At 36.3% G+C, this 20,176-nt stretch carries 24 protein-coding genes; 16 read left to right on the forward strand and 8 right to left on the reverse strand.

Annotation, left to right across the window (positions count from 1 at the left end):
* Positions 1 to 274 precede the first annotated feature (274 nt).
* The 3 genes from GTK57_RS02875 to GTK57_RS02885 all read left to right on the forward strand — a co-directional run bounded on the left by GTK57_RS02875 (position 275) and on the right by GTK57_RS02885 (position 2,512).
* Entirely contained in the window at positions 275 to 1,318 is a 1,044-nt protein-coding gene (locus GTK57_RS02875; protein WP_163121233.1) for an AraC family transcriptional regulator, read from the forward strand.
* 287 nt (positions 1,319 to 1,605) lie between these two features.
* Positions 1,606 to 1,866 carry a hypothetical protein gene (locus tag GTK57_RS02880; RefSeq protein ID WP_152874069.1) on the forward strand — a complete coding sequence of 87 codons (261 nt, stop codon included), beginning with the start codon at positions 1,606 to 1,608 and terminating at the stop codon, positions 1,864 to 1,866.
* Positions 1,867 to 2,077: 211 nt separating this feature from the next.
* The gene (locus GTK57_RS02885; RefSeq protein ID WP_152874070.1) at positions 2,078 to 2,512 is read left to right on the forward strand and encodes a DoxX family protein; all 435 of its coding nucleotides are present in this window, start codon (positions 2,078 to 2,080) and stop codon (positions 2,510 to 2,512) included.
* Positions 2,513 to 2,599: 87 nt separating this feature from the next.
* Here GTK57_RS02885 and GTK57_RS02890 read toward each other — a convergent pair whose 3' ends face one another.
* Both GTK57_RS02890 and GTK57_RS02895 read right to left on the reverse strand, forming a co-directional pair.
* A complete protein-coding gene (locus GTK57_RS02890) occupies positions 2,600 to 3,040 on the reverse strand; it encodes a GNAT family N-acetyltransferase (RefSeq protein WP_152874071.1) in 441 nt (146 codons plus the stop codon).
* Positions 3,041 to 3,049: 9 nt separating this feature from the next.
* Positions 3,050 to 4,267: a class I SAM-dependent methyltransferase gene (locus GTK57_RS02895; RefSeq protein WP_152874072.1), complete on the reverse strand. Its 1,218-nt coding sequence runs from the start codon at positions 4,265 to 4,267 to the stop codon at positions 3,050 to 3,052.
* Positions 4,268 to 4,371: 104 nt separating this feature from the next.
* Here GTK57_RS02895 and trhA point away from each other — a divergent pair, with 104 nt between their 5' ends.
* Together trhA and GTK57_RS02905 are read left to right on the forward strand one after the other, a co-directional pair.
* Positions 4,372 to 5,013 (forward strand): PAQR family membrane homeostasis protein TrhA, encoded by a 642-nt coding sequence (gene trhA, locus GTK57_RS02900; RefSeq protein ID WP_163121235.1) that lies wholly within the window; start codon positions 4,372 to 4,374, stop codon positions 5,011 to 5,013.
* A 138-nt stretch (positions 5,014 to 5,151) separates the two neighbouring features.
* The gene (locus GTK57_RS02905) at positions 5,152 to 6,465 is read left to right on the forward strand and encodes an MFS transporter (protein ID WP_171522154.1); all 1,314 of its coding nucleotides are present in this window, start codon (positions 5,152 to 5,154) and stop codon (positions 6,463 to 6,465) included.
* Between the two features lie 62 nt (positions 6,466 to 6,527).
* Here the strand turns inward: GTK57_RS02905 and GTK57_RS02910 are convergent, their stop codons facing one another.
* Complete coding sequence (locus tag GTK57_RS02910) at positions 6,528 to 7,538, reverse strand: metallophosphoesterase (RefSeq protein WP_152875534.1); 1,011 nt, start codon at positions 7,536 to 7,538, stop codon at positions 6,528 to 6,530.
* Positions 7,539 to 7,717: 179 nt separating this feature from the next.
* Between GTK57_RS02910 and GTK57_RS02915 the strand changes: the two genes are divergently transcribed.
* Entirely contained in the window at positions 7,718 to 9,277 is a 1,560-nt protein-coding gene (locus GTK57_RS02915; protein ID WP_163124557.1) for a phospholipase D family protein, read from the forward strand.
* Between the two features lie 19 nt (positions 9,278 to 9,296).
* On the opposite strand, the gene GTK57_RS02920 is transcribed toward GTK57_RS02915, so the two are convergent.
* On the reverse strand, positions 9,297 to 10,079 hold the full coding sequence (locus GTK57_RS02920) for a lysophospholipid acyltransferase family protein (protein WP_152875537.1): 783 nt from the start codon (positions 10,077 to 10,079) through the stop codon (positions 9,297 to 9,299).
* 205 nt (positions 10,080 to 10,284) lie between these two features.
* Between GTK57_RS02920 and GTK57_RS14780 the strand changes: the two genes are divergently transcribed.
* The 6 genes from GTK57_RS14780 to GTK57_RS02945 all read left to right on the forward strand — a co-directional run bounded on the left by GTK57_RS14780 (position 10,285) and on the right by GTK57_RS02945 (position 14,076).
* A complete protein-coding gene (locus GTK57_RS14780) occupies positions 10,285 to 10,419 on the forward strand; it encodes a hypothetical protein (RefSeq protein WP_267313480.1) in 135 nt (44 codons plus the stop codon).
* A 71-nt stretch (positions 10,420 to 10,490) separates the two neighbouring features.
* Positions 10,491 to 11,831 (forward strand): ribosome rescue GTPase HflX, encoded by a 1,341-nt coding sequence (gene hflX / locus GTK57_RS02925; protein ID WP_171522133.1) that lies wholly within the window; start codon positions 10,491 to 10,493, stop codon positions 11,829 to 11,831.
* 35 nt (positions 11,832 to 11,866) lie between these two features.
* Positions 11,867 to 12,238, forward strand: a complete 372-nt coding sequence (locus tag GTK57_RS02930) for a hypothetical protein (protein ID WP_152875539.1) — start codon at positions 11,867 to 11,869, stop codon at positions 12,236 to 12,238.
* A 10-nt stretch (positions 12,239 to 12,248) separates the two neighbouring features.
* Entirely contained in the window at positions 12,249 to 12,923 is a 675-nt protein-coding gene (locus GTK57_RS02935; RefSeq protein ID WP_152875541.1) for an LrgB family protein, read from the forward strand.
* A gap of 85 nt (positions 12,924 to 13,008) precedes the next feature.
* Positions 13,009 to 13,455 (forward strand): DUF2147 domain-containing protein, encoded by a 447-nt coding sequence (locus GTK57_RS02940; RefSeq protein WP_152875543.1) that lies wholly within the window; start codon positions 13,009 to 13,011, stop codon positions 13,453 to 13,455.
* A 174-nt stretch (positions 13,456 to 13,629) separates the two neighbouring features.
* Positions 13,630 to 14,076 carry a DUF2147 domain-containing protein gene (locus tag GTK57_RS02945; RefSeq protein ID WP_152875545.1) on the forward strand — a complete coding sequence of 149 codons (447 nt, stop codon included), beginning with the start codon at positions 13,630 to 13,632 and terminating at the stop codon, positions 14,074 to 14,076.
* Between the two features lie 62 nt (positions 14,077 to 14,138).
* Here GTK57_RS02945 and GTK57_RS02950 read toward each other — a convergent pair whose 3' ends face one another.
* From GTK57_RS02950 to pdxA, 4 genes are all read right to left on the reverse strand, one after another.
* Positions 14,139 to 14,978, reverse strand: coding sequence for a hypothetical protein (locus GTK57_RS02950; protein WP_152875546.1), 840 nt, complete (start codon positions 14,976 to 14,978; stop codon positions 14,139 to 14,141).
* A gap of 120 nt (positions 14,979 to 15,098) precedes the next feature.
* The gene (locus GTK57_RS02955) at positions 15,099 to 15,950 is read right to left on the reverse strand and encodes a symmetrical bis(5'-nucleosyl)-tetraphosphatase (RefSeq protein ID WP_163121237.1); all 852 of its coding nucleotides are present in this window, start codon (positions 15,948 to 15,950) and stop codon (positions 15,099 to 15,101) included.
* Positions 15,951 to 16,763, reverse strand: a complete 813-nt coding sequence (gene rsmA / locus GTK57_RS02960) for a 16S rRNA (adenine(1518)-N(6)/adenine(1519)-N(6))-dimethyltransferase RsmA (RefSeq protein WP_152875548.1) — start codon at positions 16,761 to 16,763, stop codon at positions 15,951 to 15,953.
* 19 nt (positions 16,764 to 16,782) lie between these two features.
* On the reverse strand, positions 16,783 to 17,751 hold the full coding sequence (gene pdxA, locus GTK57_RS02965) for a 4-hydroxythreonine-4-phosphate dehydrogenase PdxA (RefSeq protein WP_163121239.1): 969 nt from the start codon (positions 17,749 to 17,751) through the stop codon (positions 16,783 to 16,785).
* Between the two features lie 311 nt (positions 17,752 to 18,062).
* On the opposite strand from pdxA, the gene rplM reads away from it, so the two are divergent.
* The 4 genes from rplM to GTK57_RS02985 all read left to right on the forward strand — a co-directional run bounded on the left by rplM (position 18,063) and on the right by GTK57_RS02985 (position 20,162).
* The gene (rplM, locus tag GTK57_RS02970) at positions 18,063 to 18,491 is read left to right on the forward strand and encodes a 50S ribosomal protein L13 (RefSeq protein WP_152875552.1); all 429 of its coding nucleotides are present in this window, start codon (positions 18,063 to 18,065) and stop codon (positions 18,489 to 18,491) included.
* 12 nt (positions 18,492 to 18,503) lie between these two features.
* A complete protein-coding gene (gene rpsI / locus GTK57_RS02975) occupies positions 18,504 to 18,890 on the forward strand; it encodes a 30S ribosomal protein S9 (RefSeq protein ID WP_152875554.1) in 387 nt (128 codons plus the stop codon).
* Positions 18,891 to 19,071: 181 nt separating this feature from the next.
* On the forward strand, positions 19,072 to 19,725 hold the full coding sequence (locus GTK57_RS02980) for a glutathione S-transferase N-terminal domain-containing protein (protein ID WP_152875556.1): 654 nt from the start codon (positions 19,072 to 19,074) through the stop codon (positions 19,723 to 19,725).
* An 8-nt stretch (positions 19,726 to 19,733) separates the two neighbouring features.
* Positions 19,734 to 20,162 carry a ClpXP protease specificity-enhancing factor gene (locus tag GTK57_RS02985; RefSeq protein ID WP_152875558.1) on the forward strand — a complete coding sequence of 143 codons (429 nt, stop codon included), beginning with the start codon at positions 19,734 to 19,736 and terminating at the stop codon, positions 20,160 to 20,162.
* The last annotated feature ends 14 nt before the right edge of the window (positions 20,163 to 20,176 follow it).

Genomic DNA, 20,176 nt, shown 5'->3' on the forward strand with positions numbered 1-20,176 from the left:
AATATCATCAACTTACAAAAGCACGCTTGCAATAGAAGCAAACAAACATAAATATATAACAATACTATTCAAAGACTTAAACAAAACATCATTCGAGTTTTTACTCTAATTTTGACGTTTATTGTCTTTTACAAGTAACATAAAAGTATAAAAACAATGTCATGTTCAGCCATTTACCTTGATAGTTTCGGCAATTTACCATGTATGAAATTGGCAAAAACAATCTTGTAAATTGCCAAATATATTTTTTTAATGTCATTTAGGTCAAATATACGTGAACGCAAAAGAGTCTGAAGTATTTAACGCAAGCCGAGATACAATTAGTATTCACTTTGTGAATGCTGCCCTTACTGGGGTAAAACGCTTAGGCATGGATGTGGAAACTCTGCTATCTCACGTTGGCATTGAAGCAGAATTATTACGTCAGCCCAAAGCACGTATATCACCCGAACAATATACACGCTTTGTAAAAATGTTGTGGATGGTCACGCAAGATGAACACATTGGTTTTACAGCAACGCAATCTCGTCGTTTAGGTTCATTTGCTATTATGTGTCAGCTCATCATTCATGCAAAAACCTTGGGTGATGCTTTAGAGCTTTCTACACAATTCTATAAACTCTTTGGTGATGAATGGTGTGTAAATCTTGAACGTGACAAACATGAAGCACGTTTAGTTCCACTTATTCCTAAAGAAAATGATCCAGATCATTTCATGACTGAAAGTATGCTGATGATTTGGCATGGTCTTGCATCTTGGTTAATTGATCGTCGTATTCCACTTGAACGTGTTCATTTTGGTTATGAACGCCCAAATCATGCAGATGAATATGATGCATTATTCTTTGCACCTGTCATGCAATTCGATACGCCTCGTACCGAAATTACCTTTGCGGCAGATTATTTAGATTTACCTATTCGCCAAACAGAAGAAACGCTTGAAGAGTTCTTAAAAGCGGCACCTGCTCAGCTTCTTGTGAAATTCAAAAATACCAATTCTTTAACTTCACGTATTCGTGATGTCTTAAAGAGCCAAATTGGTGAAGAAATGCCAACGCTCAATGATGTGGCATCGATGTTGTACCTATCTCCACAAACGTTACGACGTCGTTTAGCCGCTGAAGGGAAAAGTTATCAAGGTGTAAAAGATGCTTTACGTCGAGATGCAGCGATTCATTTACTGTTGAATCCAACATTGACGTTAGAAGATGTGGCTCAACAAGTTGGCTTTAGTGAGACCAGTACATTCCACCGTGCATTTAAAAAGTGGACGGGGGTAACTCCTGGTTTATACCGTCAACTTCACGGTTATCATTAATTCAGCACAAATAAAAAAGTCCATCCTGTGATGGGCTTTTTTATAAGAAATTTCAAATTTACGAGAAACACTCCCTCTCACAATGACTGATTAATAAAGCGTATAAATCTCAAAAACTTGAATAAATAATTTTTGTATAAGGAGATTCTTAGCTCCTTATTTTTATAATCTATGGAAAAATAAAAACCTTAATTATTATAGGTATTTATAAGTTTCTTCAAAAATCAGCCTAAATTTATGCTATAACAATCCACAACTTCTAGTTTTCATTGATTAGGATCCTCGTTATGAGTGATAAACCTGCTACTAAAAAATCTTTATGGCAATCACCTTTTTTTTACGTTGCCGTTGTTCTAAGTTGTCTTTTTCTCGGATTCTTCTACTTAGCTGTAACCAATGAACCAGATTACATGCCAAGTCAAAAGCAAGCGCAAAACCATTCTGCACATCAAGCAACAGCATCATCTGAAGCAACTGTTGCTGAAATGAATATGTCAGAAGAAGAGCATGCGAATATGTCTGATGCATCAAGTGCGCATGGTCACTAATCGATATCTTTAAAAATTGCGAGGCTTCTGTCTCGCTTTTTTATATCTTGCTTTTACTGATCTTAAAAATTTTAAACTCACTTTCTATTTCATTATTTATTACACATACTTTCAATCAGAAACAAAAAACTGTGTTCTATTATTCGCCCTTAACTTCAGTTCAACTACGCATAGACTAAAACAACACAATTTAATTGAGTTGAAATGTCCAATGAAGTTATTTTATAGCAACGATTTTAAAATAAATGTAGATAAATTTAATTTAGCAAATACATCCAATATTTTAAGAATAATTTGTGGTTTGTTTTTAATCCCAGAGGTTTTTGGGAAATTTACAGGTTTTATGCAGCTTAACCCTAATATTGTAAATTTCTTTGCAAATGTTGGATTAAACCCTCCTGAATTTTGGGTTTACTTAGCAGCAATTGGAGAGCTTTTCTGTGGTTTAGCATTAATATTTGGTATTTGTACTCGCTATGCCGCAATTGGTGCCGCAGTTATTCTATTTGTTGCTGTTATCGCATTAAATATTTTGCGTGGTCATTTCGCTTGGACGTGGTCTATTGGTGGTGATGAATATCTTGTTTTTTGGATTATCTGCTGTTGTATTGTTGCCTTAAATGATTTTAAAACTCTAAAAAGCTAATTTATGCTTGTTCCTATTCATCTGAGAATTTCAGCATATGAAAAAAAGCGAGAATAATCATCTCGCTTTTTTATATAAATTTCACGTTCAGTTCAAAGACAAATTCATATCAATATGTGGAATTCCACAATCTAAATAAGTATCACCATTTACGCTAAAACCAAGCCCTTCATAAAAGGCAATTGCATAGACTTGCGCAGATAATTGAAGATGCTTTCGTTGCTGATTCTTTGCCACTTCAATAATTTCAAGCATCAACAACTTACCAAGACCTAAGCCTCGATGAGATTTCAATACAGCTACACGACCAATGCTGTTATTTTCCAATAAACGAGCCGTTGCGACTGCCCTATTTTGATCATACATCACAAAATGAAGACTAATAGCATCTTGCTCATCCCACTCATCTTCCGCTGCAATGTTTTGCTCTTCTATAAAAACTCGCTCACGAATCATTTGAGCATCTTGTTTCAGTTCATCCCAACAACCTGAAACGATTTTATCATTGGCTGAATTTGATTCTGTCATTTTAGTTCCTTAGCACTTACAGCCAATATCTTGCTGATCCCACGCATCATTCATCAAAAGTTCTAAAGAATGCTTTTTAATACCATACATCTCTTTTAAAGCTTGAATTTGTGCAAGCACAGCTTGATCTGGTGCTGTGTAATCTTTTCGTTTTGTTGCCAAAATCATTTTATTTTTACTGGTATGCTCTAAAGCAACAAATTCAAAAACCTTAGTTTCATAACCATAAGCTTTTAAAATTAAAGCACGAATTGTATCTGTTAGCATTTCCGCTTGTTGTCCTGCATGAATGCCAAATTGCAACATTGGCTGTAAAACCATTGGGGCTTTTAATTGCGGACGAAGCTCTTTGTGACAACACGGCGCGCACATAATCATCTGTGCATTTAAGCGAATGCCCGTATGAATGGCAAAATCGGTTGCGACATCACACGCATGTAATGCAATCATCACATCTAAACGTTCTGGCGCATAAGTACGTACATCGCCTTGGAAAAAATCGAGCTGATTGAATTGAGCATCTAAGGCTAAGTTCTGGCAAAACTGAACCATTTTTTCATTCAATTCCACCCCTGTTACATGTGGCGTTTGAATATTTTTGGTCATGTAATCGTATAAAGCGAAAGTTAAATAGCCTTTTCCCGAACCAAAATCGACAACATTTAATGCATGATCATCGGTTTTAATTTGTTCTAATGCACCTGAAAAAATTTCGACAAACTTATTAATCTGCTTCCATTTACGCGCCATGCTCGGAATAATTTGTGCTTTTGCATCGGTAATGCCCAAGCCTTGTAAAAAGGCACTATCCTGATCTACAAAACGATGCTTTATGCGGTCATGCCCTTGTTGTTCACTGGCTTTCAGTGCAGGTTTATTTTTGCTGATGCTCAACATCACTTTTTTCTTATTTTTCTTTAATTGAAGCTCTTGCTCAGTTGTCATCAAATTTGCTTGTTTGCACACATTCAAAAAATCAGTCACGACATCCATTGCTTGCTGAATAGGAATATTTTTAGTGACATCTTGAGTCTTATATCTATACAAACAGCTTAAAAATTGCTCGCCTTGCAGTAAAATGACTCGCAAGGTTATTTTTTCTAAACTTTCCAATTCACCTTTGTACTGGCTAAAAATTATTCGATCAAAACTTTGTGTTTCAATAGCTTGCTGAAAGGTTGCTAAGAATTGCTGTTCTTGAACTGAGAGATTTGCCAATTGAGACATGAGTAAAACCTAAAGTAAATTGCAGTTAAAGTGTAAATGTTCTTACACAAAAATGAAAATTGAATTACTATACACTTGTATATTTAACTATATGGCACAAGCCTATGAATACGCCACTCATTCAAGATTACGATATTTCAGAAGAACGAATTAACGTCTGGACTCATGGTCTTGGTGCAGTACTTGCCTGTATTGCAACAGTTTTAATGATTTATAAGGGTAGCTATTTAAGCACAGGTCAATGGTTTGGACTCTGGGTTTATGGCTTTAGTATGATCCTTCTTTTTACAGGATCTATGCTATACCACATGGCGAAAACACCTGAAAAACGTTTTTGGTATAAAAAATTAGACCATACTGCCATCTACTATTTGATTGCGGGAACATATACCCCATTCTTAGCCATTGCCATTCCAACCGATAAAGCAAAATATTTATTAATTGCTTTATGGGTGATTGCGCTAATAGGAACACTATTCAAGTTAATATTCATTCATCGTTTTCAAAAAATTTCACTAATTGCCTATTTGGTCATGGGTTGGCTTGCAGTACTTGTAATGGACGATATGCAACGCTTCCTAAGTAAAGATGCGCTCACTTTTTTAATCATTGGTGGATTATCTTATACCATTGGTGCATTGTTTTATGCATTAAAAAGAGTAAGATACACACACGCTATCTGGCATGTTTTTGTATTGATAGGCGCAGGATCACAATTTCTGTCTATCTATCTTTACGTGATTTAATCATCTCATTCTTCATTTCAGTGACCCTGAGCAAGTCGAATTGAGAAGGTTGCCGTTGTTTTTTTAAGAAATTACGTTTTTCTAAAAAGATTACGCTTTTAAAACTAAGTTTTTTTAATTTTAGTAAGTGTAAGGTCTATCATGTCGTCTTCGAATACTGCTGCTGCTCAGCAACCAACAAATTCAAAATTTCGCGTACTTACTGCTAGTTTAGTGGGTACGACAATCGAATTCTTCGATTTTTATATTTACGCAACTGCTGCTGTCATCATTTTCCCGCATTTGTTCTTCCCTGCAAGTACAGATCCAATGACTGCAACAATCCAATCTCTTGCTACTTTCGCTATTGCCTTTATTGCTCGCCCAATTGGTGCTGCACTCTTTGGACACTTAGGTGACAGAATTGGACGTAAAGCAACGCTTGTTGCCGCACTATTGACCATGGGTATTTCAACTGTTTGTATTGGTTTACTTCCAACATATGCACAAATTGGTATTTTCGCACCCCTTTTACTTGCTCTTTGCCGTTTAGGTCAAGGTTTAGGCTTAGGTGGTGAATGGTCTGGTGCTGTTCTTCTAGCAACAGAAAATGCGCCTGAAGGCAAACGTGCTTGGTATGGTATGTTCCCTCAATTGGGTGCACCTATTGGCTTTATTCTAGCGACAGGCTCATTCTTAACGCTTGGTCACTTCATGTCTGAAGCAGACTTTATGCAGTGGGGATGGCGTATTCCATTTATTTCAAGTGCTTTACTTGTAATTGTTGGTTTGTGGATTCGTTTAAAACTTCATGAAACACCAGCTTTCCAAAAAGTTTTAGATAAACAAAAAGAAGTAAACGTTCCATTTGTACAAGTATTTAAAAAACATTCTCGTATGCTTGTACTTGGTACGATTGCTGCAATTTGTACTTTCGTTGTGTTCTATCTTACAACAGTATTTGCATTGCAATGGGGAACAACAAAGCTCGGTTATAGCCGTGAAGAATTCTTAAAACTTCAATTGGTTGCAACACTTTGTTTTGCTGCATTCATTCCTCTTTCTGCTGTATTTGCAGAGAAATTTGGTCGTAAAGCAACATCTATTGGTGTATGCGTAGTTTCTGCTATTTTTGGTATTTTCTTTGCAGACTTGCTCGAATCTGGTAGCACAATCGTTGTGTTCTTATTCTTGTGTATTGGTCTTGCAATTATGGGCTTAACTTACGGTCCTATCGGAACAGTACTTTCTGAAATTTTCCCGACTTCAGTACGTTATACAGGTTCTGCACTTACTTTTAACTTAGCTGGTATTTTTGGTGCATCTTTTGCGCCATTAATCGCAACTAAACTTGCGACAGGTTATGGCTTGTATGCTGTAGGTTACTACTTAACAGCTGCATCAATTCTTTCACTTTTAGCATTCTTGCTTATTCGTGAAACAAAACATGATGATGTAAACAACCAAGTTTAATTGCTTATATTTAAGTATAAAAAACCAGCACATGATGCTGGTTTTTTATTTCTATTTATTCATTAATGCAATTCGATGATATCAATGGTTGGCGGCACTCGAAAACGAAAGGGTACACCCACCATACCAGTTCCTACAGTCACAAAAACATCTGCATGTTCATGCTGATACAGCCCTTTTTTATGTCCTAAAATCGACACTTTTTTCATGATGTAATCGGTTAGCCACGGAAGTTCCACTTGTCCACCATGCGTATGCCCTGAAAGCATGAGCGGTCTCGTTGGAAGCTTAGGTACCATATCTACAGTATCCGGGTTATGCGAAAGAATGATCCACGGTTTATCTTGCGGTAAATCTGGCATATACCGCATATCGGTTTTACCCGCCCATAAATCCCCAACCCCCAATAATCGAAACTCATCAAAATCGACAATTTGACCTTCAATATCAACTACATTATTTTGCGATAATGCATTTGCAAGAAGTTCTTGAATAGGTGGTCCTGGATATTGTTCATCATGATTGCCATTCACCGAATAAACAGGTGCTTGGATATCTTTTAAAACAGTTAGCTCTTCGACCAATTTATTTTCAGGTTCATACGTCCAATCCCCTGCAACCACGACTAAATCCGGTTGCTCACGGTTAATTTTATCGACAATAAGTTTGAGTTGACGTTCGTGTCCTGAAAATAAACCAATATGTAAATCTGCAATGAGTGCAATTTTTACAGACTTATTTAAAGCCTGATCTGGATTGATTTGATATTTTGTTGTTTGAACTTTAATAAAAAATGGTTCAATAAATCGAGCATAAATTAAAAGACCACTCACCAATACAATGAAGATGGTTTCGTGAATAGAGTAATATCCAACATATCCTGCATAAAGACTAAAAATAAAAACAGGAATAAGTAAATAAGATAAATAAAATGCAAGTAAATGAACAAAAGCTTTAAATGGATGAATTGTTTCAGTATTTGCCTGACTCACCCATGCTTGAGAAATGCTCCAAATGGCAAGCAGACCCATCACGATATAAAAATATATAATCATTGAACTTGGATCCCACATATTTATTCTCTATATTTTCCTTGACGTTATTCTTACGTCACCTATCTTTATCTTTTCACAGCTGAGAACTATACTCAAACCAATTTTTTTCCATTATATTTTTATATAGAACTACAAGGAATTTTCACTTGCAAGATCAACACAATATTCATCAATCGAATTATAGCGCATTCGCCAAAATTCTACTCGTGAGTACACTTGTGGTTGGAGTTCCTGCATGTTCAACACTTCCAAAACAGTTTCCACAACCCATTCAAAATGCATTTGATATCAATACATCTACAACATCACTTGCAAAAATAATTGAACCTTTACGTGAAAAAAATAAAAATTTAACGGGTTATCACGTGCTTTATGATCCTCTTGAAGCATTAGCGGCACGTATTCATCTTATTGATCGTGCTGAAAAAACATTAGATTTACAATATTACATTTGGGATAACGACAAAATAGGTGCGCTTGCCCTACATTCCATTATAAACGCGGCTGATCGTGGCGTGAAAGTTCGTCTATTGGTTGATGATAACAATGCAAAAAGTATGGAAGGCATTTATTTAGCACTAGACCAACACCCAAATATCAGTGTCAAACTTTACAACCCTTATCGTTTCCGTCACTACCGTGCAATGGATATGGTTTTGGATTTGAAGCGCATTAACAGACGAATGCATAACAAAAGCTTCATTGTCGACAATCAACTTGCGCTTATTGGTGGGCGCAACATGAGCAACCAATATTACAACGTCAGTGATAATTATCAATTTTCCGATGTCGATGTTATTTTGGCTGGCGCAGCATCGGATGAAATTATTCACTCATTTGATGAATATTGGAACGATGACTATGCATATCCTGTTAAGCAACTAGTCAACCCAAGGCACTACACACTACGTTACGATGGTTTAAAGCAACAACTTGAACAACACTATCAAGAAGTAACCGTTCAAAACTATTTAGATTTAGCCTATCGTTCTCAAGCATTTGAACAATGGCTCAATAACAATATTCAGTTCGATTGGGTGCGTGCAGAAGTTGTAAGTGACTCGCCAAGTAAAATTAAATCTAAAGCATCTAAAGAAGAACATTTAAATTTTCAGTTACTTAACCGTTTAGAAGAGCCTGCAAAAAGTGTCGATATTATTTCTGCTTATTTTGTACCAGAAAAACAAGGCACAGAAAAACTCAGTGAATTAGCAAAATCTGGTGTACATGTTCGTGTTTTAACAAATTCATTTAAAGCCAATGATGTTCCTGTTGTACATGCATTTTATTCAAAATATCGACAAGAACTTTTAGATAATCATGTTCAACTTTATGAGTTTTTACATGCGCCTCTTCAAACAAATTTATATGAAAATACCGAAGAATTATCAAATCGAGCCAAAGTTAAATTAAAAGGTCTAAGCCGTTCAAGCTTGCATGCAAAACTAATGGCAATTGATGAAAAACAAGTGTTTATTGGCTCATTTAATTTTGATCCACGATCATCTTATTTAAATTCGGAAATTGGTGTTTTACTGAATAGCCCAAGTTTAGCACGCACAGTTCATCAAACAATGGATACAAACTTACCCAAATATGCCTATAAACTTGTTTTAGATTCGAAAAATAACATTAATTGGCGACTCAAAAAAGAAGATGGTTCAATTGAAACTTTACGCAAAGAACCCAAGTTAAAATGGTATAAAAAAGCAGCCTTGAAATTTGTTTCGTGGCTGCCACTTGAAGGATTTATGTAGTATTGAGTTTGATGTGCTTTTAGCTTGATGATGGCGATGTTACAACTTCTTTTTGCAATGTCGCCAAACCTTCTATCATTTTCTGCTGAACCAATGCCGTTAAAGTATCAACAGTATGACCTTCAACAGAAATTGGAGCTAAAGCCATTAAATGTGCTGTGACTTTTGGCATTTCAATCACTTGTTTTACATGCTCTGCAAAGCCGATATCACCAATATACGGCGCGACCATATCTTGCTCGCCATTCTGATTCACATAACAAATCACACAAGCTTGAACAGGACGTTGCGCTTCAATTGCAGCACCTAAAATCCGACCATGTACTTTTTTAATTCGTGTTCCATCTGTTGTGGTTGCTTCTGGGAAAAATAATACAGGAATATCTTGTTGTAAAAATTCTGCAATTTGCTCACGGATACGAATCGAATCACCAGAACCACGCTTAATAAATAAAGTTCCGCCACCTTTTGCAAGTTTACCTAAAAGTGGCCATTTCTCAATTTCAGCTTTAGCCAAAAAGAAAACACGAGCGCCCGAACCCAATACAGCGATATCTAACCATGAAACATGATTACTCACCCATAAAGCAGGCGTACGTGGAATTTCACCATGTACTTTGACTTCAATATTAAATTCACGACATAGCTTTCGACAAAAATACTGTACATAACGCGTATTCTTCGGGTTATTTGGATCTTTATATAAACCATAACGATAAACCAAATAAAAACCCTGAAGAACAGTAGCAGTACCTGTTACAAGCTTTTTTGAATAGAGAAAAAATTTAGAAATTGCATTCATATTTAATATTTAATTTATTGAAGTTGCAGGGTCAATAAGATGGTCACGTTCAGCATCATCATTATTTGGCATTATCTTATACTTTTCACCATCAACTTGCATCGATTATAAAAAACGAACACAAAAATCATTTTTATCAATTTTAATTCAGCAATCAAATTAAATATTATATTTCTATCGAATTAATAGATTTAAAGCGATTTCTATGAACACTCAAGACAATGATCAACCTCAAAATGCTACAAGCTATTTATCTGCTCTACAATTCATTCTTGGGGGCTGTATTTTGTATTTTGGCGCCATCATTACTTTTGCTCATCTCTTTGTTGCAGCGCTTTAAGAAATAGCACAGCACACCTAACAGATATACTCTAGAATATAACTTTATTGTATTTGTAGAGATTCGGCTGAGTGATAGATTTAACAGAACATCAAGTAGGTGAACGAGTCATTCTCGTAAGCGTCATTGTACAAATGCTCGATGATCTGGATGCGGATGAATTTTTCCTTCTCGCAAAATCTGCGGGTGCCGAAATTTTAGAACATGTTCAAGCACAACGTATTCGCCCAGATGCAAAACTCTTTATCGGTTCAGGTAAAGCAGAAGAAATTGCTCAACTTGTCGAAGAACGAGAAGCAAACCTCGTTATTTTTGATCATGCACTCACCCCTGCTCAAGCACGTAATTTAGAAAGAATTATGAAATGCCGAGTAGTCGATAGAACTGAACTTATTCTTGATATTTTTGCTCAGCGTGCCCGAACTTACGAAGGTCGTTTGCAAGTTGAACTTGCACAACTTCAACATTTAGCTTCACGCCTGATTCGTAGCCGTGGCAATTTAGATAGCCAAAAAGGTGGTATTGGTTTACGTGGTCCAGGTGAAACACTTTTAGAAACCGATCGTCGTTTATTACAACTTCGTATGGGACAACTCAAAAGTAAAATTGAGAAAGTTAAACAAACGCGACAACAAGGTCGTTTAGCACGACAAAAAGCAGCTATTCCAACGGTTTCTTTGGTGGGATATACCAATGCAGGGAAATCTACACTTTTCAATATTCTAGCAAATAGCGATGTTTATGCAGCCGACCAACTCTTTGCCACACTAGACCCAACACTGCGTGGTTTAGATTGGGATGGTATTGGTAAACTCGTACTTGCAGACACAGTGGGCTTTGTTCGAAACCTATCACATTCTTTAGTCGATTCATTTAAAGCGACACTTGAAGAAACACTAGAAGCCACATTATTGCTTCATGTGATTGATTCAAGCAGTCCAGACATGTTAGAACAAATTGAAGCTGTTGAAAAAGTACTCACTGAAATTGGTGCAGATGTGCCCGTTATTCGGGTTTATAACAAAATTGATCAATCAGATGAAGATGCAAAAATCATCTATTCAAAACCACATTTACCAGACCGTGTATATGTTTCTGCCCATAGTGGTAAAGGCTTAGACTTACTTAAAAAAGCCGTTCATGAAGCGCTCATGGGACATATTCAAAGCTTTGAATTAACACTTAAACCATCTTATGGAAAATTACGCACCCAACTTTATGCGCTCAATGTCATTCAATCTGAAAATTATGATGATGAAGGAAACTTGCATCTTCATGTGATTATGGCACCGCACAAAATTGAGCAATTAATTAAGCAAGCACATTTACCAATTGGTGAAATATTGGGCGAAAAAGCTAAAATTTTCGAACGAAAACTAGAAGAATTTGAAATTCAGGAAGAAATAGATTAAAACTTGATTAATAACGGATTAAAAGTAAAAATTAAATGGAATTTATAAAAGGTATTGATTGGACTGCATGGGTTGGAACAATTTTAATGATTGTTGGATTTCGTGAATCTGCACTCTGGATTACTACACAATTCAACCATCCTGAACTTGGAAATTTAGTTGGCTTAATTAGCTTACTTATTGTTCTTTTCCTATGGCGAAAATTTGGCTCACTGCCCATTCGACTGGTCGATACCAATAACAAAATTATGAAAGAAAGTGCTTTTGCCTTTTTACCAATTAGTGCAGGTTCATTACTGATGATGGCGCACATGGGTGATAAAATTCCAGCATTTCTTATCATACTGTTTGTTAGCACACTTATTCCCCTATGGGTTTACGCAAAAATGGCCAAGCGTTGGTTATAGGAGAATAAAAATGATTGGAATTATCTACGCTTTTATCATTACTTTTATTGCTTACATGCTTGCCAAACCATGTAATAGAAAAATTCCTCAAGTGCCTGTCATTGTTTTTGGTATGTTCTTTATTATGGGGTTACTGTTCATTTTTGGACTTCCTTATGAAGAATATATGGAAAATGCTAATCCAATATTCAATAACTTATTGGGTTATGTCACTGTTGCGCTTGCTATTCCATTGGCAGCCATGCGTTATGATGATTTACCTTTAAAAGGTATTTTGGGCATATTGGTCTTCGCAAGTTTAAGTGCTGTTGCTTTGCCAATGGGTCTTGCATATCTATTACATATGGCTAGCCCCGATATTATGGCTTTCGCCACTCGAGCAGTAACCACACCTATTGCTATTAATATTGCGACCCTTTTACAAGCACCTATTAGCTTAGTGATTCTTATCGTTATTTTATCGGGTGTAATTGGCGCTGCCTTTTCGCCCTTTATTTTACGAAATATCAATGATGAAAGAGCTTCTGGTCTTGCTTTAGGTCTTGCAGCACATGCCATTGGTACCGCTCAAGCATGGCAACGCGGAAGTGTTGCAGGTCGCTATGCTGCTTTTGGTATGGCTGTTAATGCTGTATTTACAGCAATATGGCTACCAACATTTATTTTATTCCTACAAAGCACATAAGCATTATTTCTTTTAAATTATTGTTTTATTTAAAGATAAAACATATTATAAATAAATTAACTTTCACGTAAAAAAGGATTATTAAATGAAAGTGCTTGTGCCTATAACTTCACTTGTTTTTTCTGTATTTGGAAATCTAGCATTTGCTGAAGATATTTCAGGGGTTTGGAAAAATATTGATGATAAAACGGGGTCATCTAAAGCTGTTCTTGAAATGCGCAAAGAAAAAAATGGTTCTTATACTGCAAAAGTTATCAAAGTTACGCCAAGACCTGGTTATAGCCCAAAAGAGACATGTGTGAAATGCCCTGCACCTTATAGCAATCAACCTATTTTAGGTATGGATGTTCTAAAAGGATTAAAATTTACAGGAAATAACACATACTCTCATGGCAAAATTATTGATCCACTTTCTGGCAATATCTATAGCACCAAAGCCAAATTAAGTACCAATGGAAAACGTTTAACTTTAAGAGGGTATGTTGGCGTTTCAGCTTTAGGACGTAGTCAAACTTGGTTAAAAGAAGAATAAAACAAAGCCACTTTCAGAAGTGGCTTTTTTCATGGTGCTAATGATTGAATAAATAAATTATTTTTAATCAAAATCACTTAAATATTATAATATTATATATTGACTAAATAACAAGCAATACTATATTTTATTGATTACAAAATAACAATTATCTTCTATCAAAAGGAATCTGATATGAAAATTAAATTCGTTGTAGCAAGTGCAGTTGCACTGCTTTTAAGCGCACATACATTTGCAAATGATATTACAGGTAAATGGCTACAAATTGATGATAAAACAGGGACATCTAAAGCCATTCTTGAAATTCGCAAAGACCCAAACAATATTTACACTGCAAAAATTATAAAAGTTACCCCACGTCCAGGCTATGTACCGCAAGAAAAATGTAAAGACTGCCCTGCGCCTTATACCAACCAACCCATCTTAGGCATGGATGTTTTAAAAGGCTTAAAAAATGTTTCTGAAAACAACTATGATGGCGGACGTGTAATTGACCCTTTAACAGGTAAAATTTATAGCGCAAAAGCAAAACTTAACAATACAGGAAAACGCTTAACACTTCGTGGTTACATTGGTATTTCCGCAATTGGTCGTAGTCAAACTTGGATTCGCCAAGAATAATTTATTCAATTTTTGATCATAAAAAGCCACGTAATCACGTGGCTTTTTATTTATAAAACAAGCTAAAGGTTTTCTATACCAATAATTTCCATTGGAGTTCCGACCTCAGCAGGAACTGCATTTGCTAAATTTGTTTTAATCGAATTTGCAAAATTTCCTGAGTATAGTTTTGACCCTTGATGGGTTAAATTTGATTTCGCATCTACGTAAACTTTCCCCCCCATTTTTTCCCATAAATAACAAAAACCATAATCTTCAGATAAATAACGTTTAGTTTCAGGATGAACCATCACATCAAAAAATCGGTAATGTAACCCCTGATTCTTAGACTCAAAGGAGTCACTTACATATTGTAGTTCTGGATATTGCTTCATCATTTTTTCAAAAACACAGCGCTTGATCACCATAAATCCAGTGGGTGCTTCACTTAACTCAATAAAGCCATCATCCATAACTTCTAATTGAACTTTGTTTGTATCTTTATTTTTTGAAGCATTAATCGGATATTTTTGATAATGATTGATAAAATCATGTTCGGTCATTTTTTGTGGCAAACCCTCACTTGGCCAATCTTCACGTTTTAACGGATAAACACCCGCAGCAACATCATAATCAGCGCTTAAAAGTCTTAAAGCTGCATCTGCATCAAACCCAATATCAGAATCAATCCAAAATAAGTGTGTCCATTCTTTATTTGCAAGAAATTCAGCTACAGCATTATTTCTTGCTCTTGTGATTAAACTTTCACCTCTCATCAAATAAAACTGCAAAGGCATGCCAATACTCATGGCTAAACTCTGAAAATTTAATAAAGATATTAAATAGTTGTGAAAATATTTACCGTCATGACTTGGTGTCACAACAAGTGGGTAACAGTTTTTTAAATCTTCTAGTTCTAACATCTTATTTTTTCCAATTATTTTTAATTTTTTATATCACTACAAAACTTTATTAATTTTATATATTTATCCATAAAAAAGCCACGTAATAACATGGCTTTTTTATAATCGTTTAAATTAATATTACGAAAACATCGGATTATGAACAGCAAACATCCTTTTATCTTCTAAACGATATGCAAGAAGATTATTTCCCCAAACACAGCCACCATCTACATTTTGAATGTTTTCTGAAATTGTCTGCCCTTCAAGTGCGGCCCAATGTCCAAAAATAACTTGATGTGTTTTTGCGGATTGAGATTCAAATTGAAACCATGGTTTAAACCCTTCAGGCATTGGTTCATCTAAAGCATCTTTGAAGCTAAATTCCAAGCGACCTTCTGCATCGGTTAAGCGCATACGGGTTAAATAATTGGTGATACAACGTAAACGCTCATTACCTTTTAGGTTTTCAGACCAAAGTGTTGGTTCTTTGCCATACATTTCTTCTAAAAAAGCATCAACCACGGCAAAATCGTCATGTCCTACTACAACTTCAACTTCTTTGGCATATTGTGCCGCTTGTTCAACCGTCCAATTGGTTGGAATACCTGCATGCGTTAAAACCGTTTGATCATTTGGAAATAAACACAAAGGTTGCTTACGCAACCAATCAATAAGATCATCACTTTCTAAAGCGTTAATCACATCTTGCGTATTGTCTTTCTCTTTGATTTTTTTAATGCCACGCGCAACTGCCAATAAATTCAGATCATGATTACCTAAAACTGTTGCAGCAACACCACGATCAACCAGTTTTTTAATAAATCGAATTGCACCAACCGAGTTTTCACCCCGAGCAACTAAGTCGCCTGCAAACCAAATAAAATCTTGGTCTGCATCAAACTGAATTTCTTTTAAAAGAGCTTTCAGCGCTTCAAAGCAACCCTGAACATCACCGATTACATAATTATATCGAACAGTTGAACGTGTCACTTAAGCCACCATTTGATCCGATAGTGCAACAAACTGTGCCAATGTCAAAGTTTCAGGACGCGCCATAGGATCTACGCCTGCATTTTCAAAACCATCTTCAACTAGCATACCTTTTAAGCTATTGCGCAAAGTTTTACGACGCTGTGTAAATACATGTCCAACCAAACGCGCTAAAGCTTTTTCATTATTGGCAACAATAGGTTTTACATCATAAGGTTCTAAACGGAACACCGCAGATGTTACTTTTGGCGGAGGATTGAATGACCCTGGTGGTACTTCAAATAAGAATGTTGGTTTACAGAAATACTGAATCATCACCGATAAACGACCATATTCTTTAGTATTTGGTGCAGCAGTAATACGATCAACAACTTCTTTTTGTAGCATGAAGTGCATGTCTTGCACCTTGCTACCAAATTCTAAGAGATGGAAAAGCAGTGGTGTCGAGATGTTATACGGTAAGTTTCCCACCACACGTAGCGGACGACCTTCTTCAAACAAAGTCGAATAATCAAAGCGCAACGCATCCGCTTCAATAATGGTTAAACGCTCAGGATGTGGTACACGACCTGGTAAGCCCGCAGCTAAGTCACGGTCAAGCTCGACCACCGTCAAGGCATCACATTCACCAATAAGAGGCGATGTTAAAGCCGCAAGACCAGGACCAATTTCTAAAATATTTTGACCCGGACGTGGGTTCACTGAACGCACAATTTTGGCAATGACACGTTGGTCATGTAAGAAGTTTTGACCAAATCGTTTACGAGCCTGATGCCCTTCGTCTTTTGGGTTTAAGGCATTAATTTGATACATAAAATTTTTCCAACGTGAATTAGTGACGTGCAAGATCTAGTGCTAAATCGACAGCAACATGCAAACTAGAGCTTTTTGCTTGTCCAGTACCCGCTAGGGAGAGCGCAGTACCATGATCTACAGATGTACGAATAAACGGCAAGCCTAAAGTAATATTAATGGCTTCACCAAATCCTTGAGATTTTAACACAGGTAAGCCCTGATCGTGATACATCGCTAAAACTGCATCTGCATCTTCTAAATTTTCAGGGGTAAATAAGGTATCCGCAGGCAAACTTAAACTCATGTGAATACCTTGTGAACGATAAGATTCAAGTACTGGATTAATGACTTCAATCTCTTCCATACCCAAATAACCATCTTCACCTGCGTGTGGATTTAAACCACAGACAAGAATATTTGGATGTTCTATCTTAAATTTTGTTTTTAAATCATGAATTAAAATATCAATCACTTGATGCAATCTTTCTTTGGTGATTGCATCGGGAACATCACGTAAAGCGAGATGTGTTGTCGCCAGTGCTACGCGTAAAGACTTCGTTGCAAGCATCATCACAACACGTTCCACGCCTGCATATTCTTGATAATATTCTGTATGGCCACTGAAATGAATTCCAGCATCATTAATAATCGACTTTTGAACAGGTGCTGTGGCAACGCCAACACTTTTACCCGTTATTGCATACTCAGCAGAACGACGTAATTGCTCTAGAACATAAGCTGAATTTTTAGGGTTCAATTGCCCCAAAACAACTTTTTCATGTACAGGAATATGTTCAACATACAGCTCACCTTTTGCAGATGAATACTCTTGTCCAACATACTCAATCAGATCTATTTTAATCTTCAATTGCTCAGCGCGTACTTCTAACAACTCTTTATCAGCAAGAACCACGATTGGTCGTTCATCCACTCGATTTGCCAAGCTTAAACAAATATCAGGACCAATACCTGCGGGTTCACCACTTGTTATATATAGAGGATGCATACGCGCCTCAATCTCTTTTTTAAAACTGAATAATGACTATTATACATCTTCATTAAGCGTCCAACAGAATAAGCTTTAAGAAGATGAAAATAATCACTTTTTCAACTAAATATCGATTAATGTAATTTGTGTCGATTAATATTACAAAATCATAAAGATTATTCTTTGCACATATATGATTTTAGTACTAGAATACAGCGCTTGAAATTCTAATTTTCATTTGTGATTCTTCACTTAATCGTTTAGAATCGCGTCTCCTTTAGTTTGGACAGATTCCATAGTCCAAACCAACTATAATAGGTAGTGGTTTAATGAAAACTCTCAGCGCTAAGCCAGCTGAAGTTCAACACGACTGGTACGTTGTTGATGCTTCTGGCAAAACTTTAGGTCGCCTTGCGACTGAAATCGCTCGTCGTTTACGCGGTAAGCACAAGACTTCTTATACTCCTCACGTTGACACTGGCGATTACATCGTTGTTATTAACGCTGAAGAAATTACTGTGACTGGTAAAAAAGCTCACGATAAGAAATACTATCGCCATACTGGTTTCCCTGGTGGTATCCGTGAGACTAACTTTGAAAAGTTAATCGCTCACAAACCTGAAGCAGTTTTAGAAAAAGCTGTTAAAGGTATGTTACCAAAAGGTCCTCTTGGTTACGCAATGATCAAAAAAATGAAAGTGTACGCTGGTACTGAGCATCCGCACGTTGCTCAACAGCCACAAGTTTTGGACATCTAAGGGATACAGCACATGGCTACTAACTATGGTACAGGTCGCCGTAAGACCGCAACTGCACGTGTTTTCCTATCAGCTGGTACTGGTAAACTCGTAATCAACAACCGTTCTTTAGAACAATACTTCGGTCGTGAGACTGCTCGTATGGTTGTTAACCAACCGCTTGAACTTCTTGAAGCGACTAACAAATACGACCTTTACATCACTGTTGCTGGTGGTGGTATTGGTGGTCAAGCAGGCGCTATTCGTCACGGTATTACTCGTGCACTAATCGCTTCTGACGAGACTTTAAAATCTGCTCTTCGTCAAGCTGGTTTCGTTACTCGTGATGCTCGTGAAGTTGAACGTAAGAAACTTGGTTTACGTAAAGCACGTAAACGTCCTCAATTCTCTAAACGTTAATTCGTTTACCGAATCGGACAAAAAAGCCTTGGATTTTCCAAGGCTTTTTTTATTGTTAAAATTTAGGAATCCACACTATAAAGTCTGCACAATATTTTCTTTATTTTATTCGTTAACAGCATCGTGATTTTATACTCTATTTTTAGTATCCTATCTGATTAACTTATTATTGCCGTGAAATATGTCAGTCGAGCCTGCACCACTCCAAGGAATTACGCTATACAGTCATGCAGATGACTTTCGCTCTCATTGGATTCGTTATGTTCTTACTGAGAAACAAATTAAATATCATCTCATTTTAGTTGAAGATGATGACGAAGATGTTGCAAGCTTAAACCCATATAACCAATTACCTATGCTCGTTGAAAATGAATTAAAACTTTTCAATACAAGTATAATTTCAGAATATCTAGATGATCGCTATAGACAAAATAAACTCTATGCCGATGCACCAATGCCCAGAGCCGAACAACGTCAATATATTTGGCGTTTTGAACAAGATTGGTTGAAACTTGCAGATACCATGCTTCGACATCCAGATAGCTTTGATAAAGCATCAAGTTTAAAAGCGCAAAAACAGCTTAAAGATACTCTTGTATCACTCACACCTTTATTTCAGCATTACCCTTATTTCATGTCTGAAAGTTTTACAATTTTAGACTGCATGCTTGCCCCGATTTTTTTACGCTTAAAAAGTATGGGAATTGATTTACCTCAACAGCATTGCAGACCAATATTACTTTATATGCAACGAATATTTAAGCGACCTGCTTTCATAAAGTCACTGACTATGCAGGAAAAAAACCATTACCGTGAATTACTGAAAAATATTTAGGTCATATTATGTCTGAGCCAGAATTAAACTTAACCCCTACTCGCCCATATTTAACACGCGCAATGTATGAGTGGATCTGTGATAACAACTTAACCCCACATTTGATGGTTGATGCGACGCAACCGAATACATTAGTACCTGAGCAGTTTATTCAAGATGGACAAATTGTATTAAATACAGCCCCTCATGCAGTACACGCACTTAATATGAGTAACGATGCAATTAGTTTCTCTGCTAGATTTGGTGGTGTATCTAGAGATATTTACATTCCCTTTCAAGCATTAATAGGTATCTATGCTCGTGAAAATGGACAAGGTTTATTCTTTGATGCAAATGAATATGAGCATATCAATAATAATCAAGATGCTTTAAAATCAAACACTAAAGAAAAAACTGAAACAACCAAGAAAAAACCAAGTCTAAAACTACTAGACTAACATTCGGAGTGTAT

The sequence above is a fragment of the Acinetobacter portensis genome (assembly GCF_010646905.1).
GTDB lineage: Bacteria > Pseudomonadota > Gammaproteobacteria > Pseudomonadales > Moraxellaceae > Acinetobacter > Acinetobacter portensis.